This window comes from Rhodococcus sp. IC4_135, from assembly GCF_011602025.1.
Taxonomy (GTDB): Bacteria; Actinomycetota; Actinomycetes; order Mycobacteriales; family Mycobacteriaceae; genus Rhodococcus_F; species Rhodococcus_F baikonurensis.
The window spans coordinates 38,213-50,608 of sequence record NZ_JAAOLG010000031.1; the positions used below are offsets into that span (position 1 = coordinate 38,213).

The 12,396-nt window shown below is 59.9% G+C and carries 11 protein-coding genes and 1 tRNA gene; 3 read left to right on the forward strand and 9 right to left on the reverse strand.

Going from position 1 to position 12,396, the window contains the following annotated elements; genetic code table 11:
• Positions 1 to 14: 14 nt before the first annotated feature.
• From G8767_RS30085 to G8767_RS30105, 5 genes are all read right to left on the reverse strand, one after another.
• A complete protein-coding gene (locus tag G8767_RS30085) occupies positions 15 to 1,343 on the reverse strand; it encodes a WS/DGAT domain-containing protein (protein ID WP_166813506.1) in 1,329 nt (442 codons plus the stop codon).
• A gap of 32 nt (positions 1,344 to 1,375) precedes the next feature.
• The gene (locus G8767_RS30090; RefSeq protein WP_166813508.1) at positions 1,376 to 1,852 is read right to left on the reverse strand and encodes an SRPBCC family protein; all 477 of its coding nucleotides are present in this window, start codon (positions 1,850 to 1,852) and stop codon (positions 1,376 to 1,378) included.
• A 75-nt stretch (positions 1,853 to 1,927) separates the two neighbouring features.
• Positions 1,928 to 2,293: a VOC family protein gene (locus G8767_RS30095; RefSeq protein ID WP_166813510.1), complete on the reverse strand. Its 366-nt coding sequence runs from the start codon at positions 2,291 to 2,293 to the stop codon at positions 1,928 to 1,930.
• Entirely contained in the window at positions 2,290 to 2,676 is a 387-nt protein-coding gene (locus G8767_RS30100; protein ID WP_003945275.1) for a phage holin family protein, read from the reverse strand. The genes G8767_RS30095 and G8767_RS30100 overlap by 4 nt, the downstream gene beginning before the upstream one ends.
• A 40-nt stretch (positions 2,677 to 2,716) precedes the next feature.
• Positions 2,717 to 3,682: an L-lactate dehydrogenase gene (locus G8767_RS30105; protein WP_166813512.1), complete on the reverse strand. Its 966-nt coding sequence runs from the start codon at positions 3,680 to 3,682 to the stop codon at positions 2,717 to 2,719.
• Positions 3,683 to 3,789: 107 nt separating this feature from the next.
• On the opposite strand from G8767_RS30105, the gene G8767_RS30110 reads away from it, so the two are divergent.
• Complete coding sequence (locus G8767_RS30110; RefSeq protein WP_166813513.1) at positions 3,790 to 4,647, forward strand: PE-PPE domain-containing protein; 858 nt, start codon at positions 3,790 to 3,792, stop codon at positions 4,645 to 4,647.
• Between the two features lie 63 nt (positions 4,648 to 4,710).
• Positions 4,711 to 5,808: a glycerophosphodiester phosphodiesterase family protein gene (locus tag G8767_RS30115; protein WP_200316140.1), complete on the forward strand. Its 1,098-nt coding sequence runs from the start codon at positions 4,711 to 4,713 to the stop codon at positions 5,806 to 5,808.
• Positions 5,809 to 6,107: 299 nt separating this feature from the next.
• Here the strand turns inward: G8767_RS30115 and G8767_RS30120 are convergent.
• A tRNA-His gene (locus G8767_RS30120) sits at positions 6,108 to 6,180 on the reverse strand.
• A 190-nt stretch (positions 6,181 to 6,370) separates the two neighbouring features.
• Here G8767_RS30120 and G8767_RS30125 point away from each other — a divergent pair.
• Entirely contained in the window at positions 6,371 to 7,342 is a 972-nt protein-coding gene (locus G8767_RS30125) for a pseudouridine synthase (protein WP_166813515.1), read from the forward strand.
• Positions 7,343 to 7,562: 220 nt separating this feature from the next.
• Here the strand turns inward: G8767_RS30125 and G8767_RS30130 are convergent, their stop codons facing one another.
• From G8767_RS30130 to G8767_RS35595, 3 genes are all read right to left on the reverse strand, one after another.
• A complete protein-coding gene (locus G8767_RS30130) occupies positions 7,563 to 8,354 on the reverse strand; it encodes a hypothetical protein (protein ID WP_166813517.1) in 792 nt (263 codons plus the stop codon).
• A gap of 1,024 nt (positions 8,355 to 9,378) precedes the next feature.
• Entirely contained in the window at positions 9,379 to 11,499 is a 2,121-nt protein-coding gene (locus tag G8767_RS30135; RefSeq protein WP_166813519.1) for a restriction endonuclease, read from the reverse strand.
• A gap of 576 nt (positions 11,500 to 12,075) precedes the next feature.
• Positions 12,076 to 12,264, reverse strand: a complete 189-nt coding sequence (locus G8767_RS35595; RefSeq protein WP_206029924.1) for a helix-turn-helix domain-containing protein — start codon at positions 12,262 to 12,264, stop codon at positions 12,076 to 12,078.
• Positions 12,265 to 12,396: the final 132 nt, after the last annotated feature.

Sequence of the window (12,396 nt, forward strand, 5' to 3'; positions counted from 1 at the left end):
AGTACATCAGGCCGTCACGACAGCGCCTCGCGCACCTCGTCGATCGCGTCGTGCATCATCTGCTCGTACACGTCGATGTCCGGAATCGAGGCCGGACTGCTGGTGATGCTGATCGTCACCGTGTCCCCGATCCCGTGGACGCCGTGGGTCAACGACATGACCGGTGACAAACTCGGGAAGCCGGCGGTGAACCGAACGACGCCGCCTCCGAGCATCAGATCCGCGTCACCGCGCGCGACACTCGACACCACGGTGTTGCCGGTGACCTCGTCGGGCACCGCCGTGAAATCGTATTGCTGCACGCCCCAACGGACCAGCGGGCCGGGAACCGCGTTCAGCGCGAGATCCGACGCTGCACTGGACGGATGGGACGCTCGTGCGCGACGCTCGTCCATCGACTCCTTGATCCGTTGGGCTCGCTCACGAAGGTCTTCGACGTCCGGGAACAGTCCGACACCTGCATTGCGGAAGTGGTTGCGCGCCGTGGGTGTACCCGCCTTGGCGATGGTCACCTCAGCTCCCAGTTCCGGCGGTACCGAGCCGTCTCGCTCGGTGAGGTAGTTCGCCATCGCCAGCGAGATAGCTGTCATCGCTCCGACCGTGACGGATACGCCGTCGCCACGGAAATCTGCGCTGTCCCGCACGACCATGCGCACCAATCGGTGAGGTCCGGGAGGGATGTTGGAGCGCACTTTGGGACGGCTCGCCGCCTGCGGCGCAACAACTCCCGATTCGGTGTCGGCCTGCAGTTGCAACTGCGCTCGGTGCCCCGCCCGGCCGTCGCGGAACAGTGAAACGAGTTGACCCGGCAGGCGCAAGGCGGCGCGGCCCAGAATCTCGGCTGATCCGCTACGCCGCACGTCCGTCTTCTGCTGCGCGGGCGGTTGCGGCGAGAACAGCTGGCGAGCAATCGCCGACGCCCGTTTGCCGTCTGCCAGAGAATGCGCGACCTGCAGAACTGCGATCAGCGCCGGGCCACTGCAGCGCGGCACGCCGGTGACGCCGTGAAACAGGTGCAGCGCCCACGGCGACTCGCGCGGATCGACGTGGTTCTCGAGGAGTTTCTCGATTCCCTGAATGCACGAGATCCACGAGTCATCGGTCAGCTCATGCACTCTCACCAACGAGGCATCGACCGGCATGGGTTCCCAGACCGGATAGTCGAGGTGCCACGGTGATTCACGAATCCGAACATTGAGATCCGGAATGAGCGACGCTCGTTCCACCGCTGAGCGGCGTAGCTCGTCGATCGACTGGCTCTGACCGTCGAAACAGTAGAGCAATAGCTGATCGTTCGGGATCTTCTCCGAAATCCAGAAAGTTTGGGCATCGGTGGGCGTCATCCGTAACACCGGGAGACGGTACCACCGGCTTGTCAGCTCTTTTCTGCAGCAGCTTTCAGCTGAGACAGGCCCTTCTCGAAATCCTTACCGACGAGCTTGTCCATGCTGAAGATGAAACCGAAGATCTTGAAGAACAGATTCTTCTTCCCGGTCATCTTCCACGTCACCTGAACATCACCGGCATTCGGCGAGATGAGAAAGGTGGTGACGTTCTGCGCCTTGAACGGCTTGAGGAAAGCCAGGTCCAGAACTACGCGTTCATTCGGGACGGATTCGGTGATCACCATCGAACCGGAGCCCGCCTTCTTGTTTCCCGCCCAGGCGTACGAAGCCCCGACGCCCGCGTCCGGACCCGCGTACGTACGCTGCATTGCCGGGTCGAGACCTTCCCAGGGCGACCACTGCGTCCACTGGTGGAAATCGTTGATCAACGCGAAGACGTCCGAGGCTTCTGCCTTGACGATCGTCGTACGTTCTACCAGGAATTCGTCGGAATTCTGCGAAGCCATCGTCGATCTCCAATTCTCGGGCGTGACAAGTGTTCGGAATTATCCACGGTCGACGAGATCGGGGCGAGTCGGCACTCAGCCCCGCAGGCACAGGCAGAAATGGTGACCGACCGGGTCGCGGTAGACGCGGAAAGTCTGATGGTCCGGGTTGCCGGTCACCCGCCGCGCACCCAGACTGATCACCCAAGCCTCCGCGGGGTCGAGAGAATCGACGAGCAGATCCAGATGGATCCCGACGCCGGAGGTCGGCCAGTCCACCGGAACGAAATCCGGAGCGAGCTGAAACGCGAGCCGCTCCCCGCCGGGTCCTTCGATCACGTGCCAATCGTCCTCGTCGCGAACACTTTTCCACTCGAGGACCTGGACGTAGAAGCTGGCCAATGCAGCTGGATCCGGGCAGTCCAGGACTGTGTAGTCCATACCGATGTTCGGGCGCGTCACTGTGCCTTCTTCTCCTGAACTTTCTTACGCACGAACAACAACGGAAGAACCAGCGTCGCAACTGCGGTTACCAGCCACACGACGACGGTTCCCAGAATCCACGTCGAGACACCGGAGATCGACAGATTGGAGAAGAGCGACGCCACCAATAGAGCGACAAACGTCGATACCAATCCGATTCCGCCGAGAAACGCCGGTGCGTGTCGCTTCGCCACTGTGGCGATGAACGGCGCCAGGACCGACTGCGCAATCGCAAAGATCACGACCGCAACGATGAATCCGGATGTGGGCGCCGAGAAACCCGAAAGAATCAACGACGCAACAAGAAGCCCGACAGCGGCAGAACCCAGGAAGATCGCGGCGCGAATCAGGAAGCTGATCATTTGTTGATCCTATATGTCGGATATCGAGGAGAACAGATATTCACAATCCCAGAGATTCCTGCACCTCTCGCAATGTACGGGCAGAAGATCGGAGGCCCGAAGCCTCTTTTTCCGATAGCGGTATTTCGAGGACTCGACCGGCACCCGCACGACCAACCATCGTGGGAAGGGAGAGACAAACGCGCTCGAGTCCGTGGACACCGGTCTGCAAAGTCGATACCGGCAGAACCCGTTGTTCGTCCCGCAGCACGACTTCCGCGATGAATGCGCTCGACAATCCGATGGCGAGGTTGGTCGCACCCTTTCCTTCGATGATCTCGTAAGCACTGCGGACCACAGACTTCGCGACGTTCGCGCGTAGGTCGGGGCCGAGGATGCCGCCCGACGGTCCCACGAACGAGGTTGCCGGCACTCCGCCGATGGTTGCGCTCGACCAGAGCGGAATCTCGGAGTCCCCATGCTCGCCGACGATGAAGGCATGGACGTTCTCGACTGCGACTCCGAGTTCGGTGGCCAGCAGGAATCGCAATCGGGCCGTGTCGAGCACCGTCCCCGATCCGAAAATTCGGCCGCTGTACGACGGTCCAGCGGCCTGGATCGCGGCGTAGGTCGCCACGTCGACCGGGTTGGTGACGAAGAGAAGAACCGCGTCCGGCGACACCGACAACAGTTGTTCGGTCAAAGTCTGTGCAATCTTGACGTTCACCGCGGCAAGTTCGAGCCGCGACTGGCCGGGATGCTGCTTGGCGCCCGCGGTGACAATGACCAAGTCCGATCCCGCGGTGACCGAGATGTCATCGCCTCCCTCCACGGTGCACGGCGGTGTGAACTGGGTTCCGTGGTTGAGATCGAGAACTTCGGCGCGGACCTTTGCCCTGTTGGTGTCGTAGAGGGCAAGGACGTCGGCTGATCCGCGTATCAAGCATGCGTATGCAATCGCAGTGCCGACGCTTCCCGCCCCGACCACGGACACTTTTCGCCTGGATGAACGATTCGGCGTCGTCATGGGTAAATGGTGCTCGTTCCATAACGATTTCGCAGCACAACGGATTGCCAGTCTCTTCTCAGGGTTTGGATGCCGACCTCTCAGAATCGACGTGGATCATGGCTGACATGGCTGAGGTAACCGTTCTTGCAGTTGGCGGCACCGGCGAATCCCACGTCGGCGACGACGGCGCCCGTGTGCGCGGACTCCTCAGTGCCGTCACCGACGAACTCGACCATCGATTCGATTCTCGCTGGGTCGCCTATCCCGCGTCGTACGGCCCGGTCGCCGACGGCGGCCTGAGCTTTCGGCACAGCACCGCGATGGGTGTGAAGGCCCTCACTGCCGAAATCGCACAGACAGACGGCCCAGTCATGCTGATCGGATACTCCCAGGGATGCAGTGTGATCCGCGCAGCACTTCCGACATTGACTTCTCCGACGCTGAACGGCGCCAACATCATCGGAGTCGGATTGATCTCGGATCCTCAACAACCGGCCGGTGTCATCGAAGGTTGTGAGGGACACGGCGTTGCCGGCGACGGACCCGAAGTCCACCCGTGGATTCCGGTCAAGTGGATCGGGCACCCACAGGACATGATCTGTAATGCCAGCGACGACAACTACATTCGCGACATCGCAGACTTGACGCGCTGGATGTCCTTCTCCCAGGCACGCGTGTGGGCACGTAAGGTGTGGGAACTACTTCGCAGCAATGCTTTCCAGAACGCGCAGAAGACTCGGTTCAGCCCCAAGCAGTGGCGTACCGATCTACGACGCATTCGCACCGCGTTCCTCGAAGTACTCGGCTATCTGCCGACGCGGTTGAACCTGAACCGCTTTCAGCTGGAGAACCCTCGCGGCGGTAGACACATCAGCTACGCGATCGAACCTCTCGACGAGAGCGGACTGACCGGGTGCGAGCTTCTGGCGTCGTGGATGAAGGTCCAAGCGAACGGCATCGAGCAGCGTATTCACGCGGCCTGACCTTTACCGTTAGTTTACCTAACGAACCCCAGTGGGCCATTCGGCGCCTCTACGTTTCCTTTCATGCAACTGAGCAGAATATTGTCGTGCGCCGCCGTGACCGTCGCACTCCCCCTCACCGCCTTGGCGACCCCGGCCGCCGCATCGCCCACCGGAAGTCTCGACTGGTCCGGTTCGTTCGGTAGTTCAGCGCCCCAGCCGGTTTCGACGTTCGACGTCCAAGCCCACCGCGGCGGGCTCGGCCTGTACACGGAGAGCAGCCTGGCCGCGTTCTCGAATGCTCTCGAAATGGGCGTCAGCACATTGGAACTCGATACCCAGGTCACCGAAGACGGGATCGCTGTCGTCACGCACGATCGTAAGATCTCGAACAAGAAATGCCTCGACACCGAGCCCGCAACTGCCGGCGACCCGGAGTTCCCCTACGTCGGGAAATTCGTCAACACGCTGAACCTGCAGCAGATCGAGACCATGGACTGCGGCACCCTCCCCCTTGCCGGATACCCTGAGCAGCAGAGTGTTCCGGGAGCGAAAATGCAGACGCTCGAAGCAGTCCTCGCTCTGGTGAAGTCGTACAACGCACCCGGAATCAAGCTCAACATCGAGACCAAGGTGGAAGCGGGAGCGCCTCACGAGACCGCCCCGCGTGAGCAGTTCGTCTCCGTAGTTCTCGACACGATCCGGACAGCCGGATTGTTGGACAGCGTCACCATTCAGAGCTTCGACTGGGGCTCGCTCATGCTCACCCGTCAACTCGCGCCGAGTGTGCCCGTTGTCGCGCTCACCAACGGCGACTTTCTCCAGGTAGGCAAGGACGGAGCGTCACCGTGGCTCGGTGGTCTGGACATCGATGATTTCGGTGGCGACGGCATCGCGGCGGTGGCAACCTTCGGCGCCTCCGCCTACTCCCCTGTCCAAGGAACTCCGCAGGGCGGAAAGGTCGGGGATCCCGGTTTCACCCTCTATCCGACAGCCGACATGATCGCGAGCGCACATGCGCGTGGCATGAAGGTCATCCCGTGGACCGTCGATGATCCCGCCACCATGCACGCCCTGATCGACCTCGGTGTCGACGGAATCATCACCGACTACCCCGATCGCCTCCGCGCCGTCCTGGCCGAGCGCGGTATGCCGCTACCTGCGTCTGCGGTCAAGAAGTAGCCCGCCCCCACTCCGAAGCAGGTACCTGATCAGGTAGTACGGCCGATGCCCGCGAGGTCCCGTCGGACGCATCCTGGACAGGTACTTGCTCGGGTGATCGGAGGTGAATTCTGATGATGTCTTTGAAGGATCAGTTGGACAACTGCGAATACCTACTTGCCGACGCGGAAATGGCCGGCGACTGGAATGCTGTTCGGCGATTCAGGGAATACCGACTGAGGCTGGTTCGGCAACTGTGCAGGCAAAGGGCTGCCGGTCTCTGCGCCTAGAGGCCCGACCTGAGCCGTATCTGAGCTGAGTCCCTCTGGGCGGTTACGATCCGCCGTCGCCCGAGTCACAGTCGGGTGCTCTCACCAATTGAGCTACAGAAGGTATGGACCGCAGCGCTTTTCGACTGCGGTCTTTGTCTCCCGAACAATACGGACCCGACTGTCGTCCGCGCTACTGATTTTCCACTCGACGATCTCTGGGCGGCCGCCGCTCCGAGTTCGGTTTCCGCGTCCCCGCGGGGACGTCCCCGGTAGAGGCCACACCGAATCACCGCTGACCAGCTGTCGATGGGATGATGACCTGCGTGTCCATGTCTCCACCGCTGCCCGTCAAGAACGGGGTTGGCCCGACGCGCCTACGCATCCCGCTCTCTGGTCCGTGGGCGACGATCGCCGAGTACGTCGTAGCCAAGTTCGGCCATCTGGACGCCGAAAACTTGTATCGGCGGTTCGACGACGGTGAGTTCGTGGGTATCGACGGCCAGTCGATCTGCCGGAGCACAGAACTCAGCGCGCACCGGTTCATCTGGTACTACCGTGAGTTGTCGGCGGAGGACCCCGTGCCGTTCCACGAAGAGATCCTGCACATCGACGACGATCTCGTCGTCATCGACAAGCCACATTTTCTCCCGACCACCCCCAGCGGGCGCTACCTGCGTGAGTCGGCGCTCGTCCGACTGCGGGTCCGCCTCGACAACCCAGATCTGACCCCGATCCATCGACTCGACCGCGGCACCGCAGGCGTGGTGATGTTCTCGGCCCGCTCCGCGACGCGCGGCGCCTACCAGTCACTGTTCGAGAAGCGTCAGGTCACGAAGGTCTACGAGGCAGTGTCAGCGCGACCGTCCCGGTGGGGCCAGGACGCACAGGGGTTCGCCGAATCCGATGGTCCCCTCGTTTACCGCAACCACATCGAAGCACGGCGTGGCGAGTTGCGGGTCCTCGTCGACGACAGCCGTGAACCCAACTCCGAGACCATGATCGAGGCGCGAGGGACGGGCGTGAGCGCCTCCGGACGTGCTGTGCTGCACACGGTTCTACGTCCGCAGTCCGGACGGATGCACCAGTTGCGGGTGCACCTGGCAGCTCTCGGCGCCGGGATTCTGGGCGACCGGCGATACCCCGACCTGCTCCCCGACGCGCCGGACGATCATTCTCTCCCACTCCAATTGCTCGCGAGGGAACTCGAATTCACCGATCCGCTGTCGGGGAGACCACGGCGGTTTGTCACACGTCGGGCGCTCAGCGAGATGCCCGTGCGGTGAGGACCCGAAGCCAGATCTAGACGTTGAAGCGGAATCCGGTGCTGGGCGTTTGTCGAAGTTGATTCGATACGAGAACATGCCCTGAACAGGAGGTTAACCGACTAGTACCGTTGGCAGGATTCGGACAATTTCGGATCTACTGCGTACTCTCTGCGTACCGAATGCGTCATGTCTGGCGGCTGTCAGCTCAGGATGACTAGAGTGCGTCGCTTGGCCTTAGTCAAGAATGAAGTTCGCGGCTAAGTCGGTCGGCATCTGTGTCGTACCCATAGTTCCTCAGCAGTTTGATCGCTGATTCAGCCGCATCCCACGCGTGTTTTACCTGCTCGCGTAGCACGATCAGCTCATCGCGCCGCTCTACTGCTTCAGTTCCGCACCATTGCCTCAAAATATTCCGCGCCTGTACCTGATTCTCTTCAAACCCCGACCACCATGGATCATCGCTGCCATGCTCGCGGATCCTTGCAGCGGCCGCCCGCTCATCCGACTCCACCCGCTTCAAAATCTTCTCGGAGTTCAGTTCACATAGCCTGGTCAGGACAAGGCTTGTCGTCGCCCACGGCGCCACCAAATCATCACCGTCACGGAATGTCAATGAGTCAGATTCCAGCTGAGTAGGCTCAATCTCGAGAATTCGAGCCAACGCATCAACATCGGAAATCGTGATGACACCAGCCTCTTTGCTGTGCCCTGCCGATGCAATAGTTCGATCAATCAGTTCGTCGAATACAACATGGCACGCGTCTTCCCGCGGATCGTTGTAACCGAGCGAAGCCTTACGGACCGCGGCTTGCCTGCTCTCCTTCTCCATGAGTGCATCGCGGAGGTCCCACTCGACGTGCAACCTGGCAGGGGTTACGCGATCCTTGACTCCGTCAGCCTCAAAACGGACAACCACGCGAGGCGGGGAACTTCTCTTCTGAATCTCAAGACATTTCACACGGGTGAATGCGCCTTGACCGCCAACACGGTAGGCGTAGTCGTGACCAATTTCAATTTCGTCAATCTTCAATATCGTCGTCCTTCGTGTTCGGATTTTCTTTGCTCGACGAAAGTTGCCGAATCATCATGGGCTTTGCGCATGCAAAGAGAGTGGATTCGGTTTAGCAAGCGCCACAAACGATATCGCATGAATGTCAGTCGACGTGAGATCTTCCAGGCGTCACGAGGCCGAGTATCGCGGATTAGCACGGTGGGGCGTAGATACGTTCGATTCTCCTTTTAGACCTGGGAACCCGTACATCTTGCGATCACGCGAGCGAGTTGGGGGGCGTGATCGATGCCGGGGTGAGGTACTCCCCCAACTGGGGCGCCACTGAGGCTGCGATCAAGCTGCCCTGTATGGCAATGGAACTGCGGAAGAAGCGACGCCAAGACATTCGTGACTAGGCCGAACGACTGGCGAACGACCCCTACGATTTGGCCGAGACCAAGGCGATACAGGACTTCATCTACGGGAACCAATGATTCGAACGCGCCTACACGTGAACACATATGAGGCGTTGCGCCCAAATCGCCAGAACGAATCCGCAGTGACGTTCGCATCGGATTAGTACGCGCAGCCGATCGGTGAGGCCATGCACCGAGCGAGCCCGCCGTGTCGGCATATAGCGATGCCTGAAATATTGAGACACTGGAAGATTCACCCCGTCGCATCCATTCAGGCGGTCACTATGGGCAACACGCCACGCCAGCGCGAGATCAAGCGGCCCGCGCTGCGGGCAAGCCGCCCGTCCGCAAATGTGTGTTGCGCCGGAAGAAAATCACGAACACGGTTGCACTGGTGAACTTGTCAAACGGTCGACCCGCCCATGAGAAATATCGTGTCGACTACGACACGATTCAGCGTAACCCCAATCAGCGCAACAAGAGCCATAGATGGGAAGCGCAAGAAGCCTCCGCGCGGCCGGCCATGGCTGCAAACCGAGATCAGGTATACGCCGGGGACACCTTCCGATCACAAAAGCCGTCAACCTGGCGAGACGGAAGCGCACCACATTCGGTACATGACGGAGTCGCGCAGACACACATCACCCTCAGCTATTAAGATTCTCCGGCAATGACCTTTCAATTGCGTTTGCCAACGCTCGCAATCGCGAAGCTTCCGACCGCGCGTCGCCGAGTGAGTATGTCGAGAATCTGACGTCATCGTGTCCTTGCACGACTCGAATCGCGTCAGTGGCCGTGCTTGTTAGGTGCGCGAGTGCATCCAGTACTTCTTCGAGGGTTGGTTGTAGCTGGGACCTCCGCCCGTCTCGAGAAATATCGCGGGCTGTAATCGCGTCACCTGTATCCGCTGCTTCGTCGACAAGCTGGGACACCACAAACGAAATCACAGAAAGCTTTCGGCGTCGCCCCTCGATTGCGCGAGCTAGCTCGTCGAGTCCATTTGGAACCTTGAACAAGAGACTCGTCGTCTTCGGGCTCAATCCGAGCTCGGTGGCAGCCTCAACGATATCTCCAAGCCCCTGCGCGTCCACGAGCGCCCACTTCCGCTTGACGGCCATGTTTTTGATGGTCTCGCCAGCGAACGTCGGTCCTATTACCGCAGCGAAAACTGCCTGATGCTGGGTCTTGTGAGTCTCCAAAGCTACATCGCTAATGTCAGTGTGTGATACCTGACCGTTCGATCGAGACTTAGCCTCTACGATGGCCACCGCTTCAGTTCCGGTATCGTCGCGCCAGCTCACAACGACATCGGTATCACCCGATCCGCTGATTATTCGTGCATGGAACCCCAGTGCTCGAAAAGCATCGCGGATTGCGAGCTCGAAAGCCTTCCCCGAACCGAGACCTGAAGCGTTTGGCGATCGCGACAACGTCACCAACTGATCCGTGAGCGAAGGTTGGTTTGGGGGGCTGGCCCGGGTAATCTCGGCAGACTGAGCCTGCTCATGATCGCGAGGAATCGGAGCGGTTGCGAGTGGCAGCCCAGCGAGCAGAGCTAGTCCAAGTGAAGTTGCCCGGAGGCTCCCGTACCGTGGCTGCTCGACCAAACCGGCGTCTTCGAGAAATGATGCGATCCAGCGACTTTTGTCGACGTTGAGGCCGTACTTCGCAGATTCGAGATACATGTCAGTGCGAGTGATACCGAGCTTCACAGTCTGAAGCATTTCGCCGACAAATCGCATATTCGCATGAAGAATTCGGATGAAGTTGATGTCCTCTTCCGATTCAATCCACGCTTTAGCGGAGGTCGTGGCTTGGTAAATGCCGAGTCCGACCTCGTGCAGAAGACCCGATGCCCGGAGGAACGGCATCATTGAATCGACGCTACTGCGTTGCAGCGCGAACGTGTCGGTAATAAAGCGAAGAAGCTCTTCCCGATCGATTGGATCGAGGGCCGCGTTCACAATCGTCCTGAGGTTTTCGACCTTGTTGGGTCTTGAGGCTGGACTTGGAACCCAGATGTTGTAGGTGCTACGAGATTCATGAGTACGTTCGGTCGTCGAGAGCTCTGCGAGGAGGAGCTTGATCTCGTGCGGCGCTTCCGCAATGTCGTCGGTGGTGGTACGACGTATTGCGATGGCTTGGGGGCTAACGATCGTGCACTGAGCGAGAAGTTTCTCCCCCGCTGACGTTGTACTCCAACGCCGGCCTCCGATTCCTTCGACAAGACCAAGAGCGTCAAGCCAATCAATCCGATCGCGCGTGCCGCCCAGACTCCTCCATGCCGTTTCATATTGAACGCGAAGATGGCGGTCGAGGTCCTCGACCGTGCATGGCGCGTTGGACACAAACGCCAGCGATTCCGCGAATAGCCGAAAGTGGCCTGCGAGGGCTGCACCGAGGGCTTCGGGTGCCGGACCCGACTGAAAAGCCTGACCGGCCGATGTTAGGTCAAGTCGACCTCGCACGGTCTGTGCGAATCCAGCCGCTTTGAGGAATCTGCCGTATTCACGCCATGTTGATGGATCTGTTGAGGGCGCAGCGCCAACCTTGTGTATGGCGCCCTCGAAAATCGCAGGAGGAATATTGGGGCGAGACTCCATAACGTCTGCTTTACCAGCGGCGATCTGCTCCACGAGCTCGACGACGAGCGCAAACCAGACTCGCTTGCCTCCACGCAACGCGGGTAGCGAGGACGCTTGCCTCCGCCAAAGTGCCGTCTGCTCGGCTACCTCATGCCGCGGGTTGGTTTTGATTGCTGGAGCCATGGGAGGAGTCTAAGGGACTGCTTGTTTCGCTCATCGAAAACGTCCTCACCGTTTTCAATTCCGTCTGGTGTCCAAGTGTGGATCGCCCCTTTCTGAACACCGGTCGACGACGTCTAGTCTTCAGCTCGGTCGCGGTGAGATCGAGTGATAGGCCACCCAGCCTTCTTCCGGGGAATCATCCAACCACTCGCATTGATCAACAAGACGTTCGCCGCCCCCGCGCAACTCGCCTAGCGCGCAAGGAAACTGAGATCATTCGCTCGTCGGTCTCGTCTCCACCTCGACTTGGCAGACACCGTGCGCCTCGACCTGCCCGAAGCCGAGGACGGTTCCGCACAGTCTCCGTGCACTCTCTTTAGCCACAGCCGCTAACGCTGAGTCGGACTACCAGAAGACGGTAGATCAATCGAACACCATGGGTCGTTTGCGTTATCGAAAGGTCTAACGCTTTTTGGTGACGGAACGTGGTGGGGGTCCGCTACAACGGTCAGCATCTTATGCTGCACCACGCGTTGACAGTTACGGTGTGACCTATCGACATCCGCCATGCGAATTGTCTCTGTATCTGTTCAAGAGTTACGCGAGATACCGGTAGACCGTCGCACGTGAGCAGTCGAGCATTCGTGCAATATCTGGAGCGCTGATACCTTTTTCGCGCAACTGTCGAGCCTTGATCGCGTCAGAATCTGTCACCTTGCGGGGCCGTCCGCCCTTGCGTCCGTTTGCGGCAGCTGCTATCAGTCCGGCACGTGTGCGTTCGATCATGGTGTCTCCGTAAGTTGTTAGTTGGTCCGGAAGTGCTGGGTGTGGCTGATGGTGTCTTGCCTTGTGTGGCTCGAAACGAGTGGCCGCCCAGCGCTTCGGGACGCCCTGGCTGCTGATTGAAAAATGTGCTTC

Bases quoted from the DNA above. Each gene is read 5' to 3' on its own strand.
- G8767_RS30135 (WP_166813519.1), bottom strand. From the start codon at position 11,499: ATGGCTCCAGCAATCAAAACCAACCCGCGGCATGAGGTAGCCGAGCAG.
- G8767_RS30100 (WP_003945275.1), bottom strand. From the start codon at position 2,676: ATGATCAGCTTCCTGATTCGCGCCGCGATCTTCCTGGGTTCTGCCGCT.
- G8767_RS30110 (WP_166813513.1), top strand. From the start codon at position 3,790: ATGGCTGAGGTAACCGTTCTTGCAGTTGGCGGCACCGGCGAATCCCAC.
- G8767_RS35595 (WP_206029924.1), bottom strand. From the start codon at position 12,264: ATGATCGAACGCACACGTGCCGGACTGATAGCAGCTGCCGCAAACGGA.
- G8767_RS30085 (WP_166813506.1), bottom strand. From the start codon at position 1,343: ATGACGCCCACCGATGCCCAAACTTTCTGGATTTCGGAGAAGATCCCG.
- G8767_RS30105 (WP_166813512.1), bottom strand. From the start codon at position 3,682: ATGACGACGCCGAATCGTTCATCCAGGCGAAAAGTGTCCGTGGTCGGG.
- G8767_RS30125 (WP_166813515.1), top strand. From the start codon at position 6,371: ATGATGACCTGCGTGTCCATGTCTCCACCGCTGCCCGTCAAGAACGGG.
- G8767_RS30115 (WP_200316140.1), top strand. From the start codon at position 4,711: ATGCAACTGAGCAGAATATTGTCGTGCGCCGCCGTGACCGTCGCACTC.
- G8767_RS30090 (WP_166813508.1), bottom strand. From the start codon at position 1,852: ATGGCTTCGCAGAATTCCGACGAATTCCTGGTAGAACGTACGACGATC.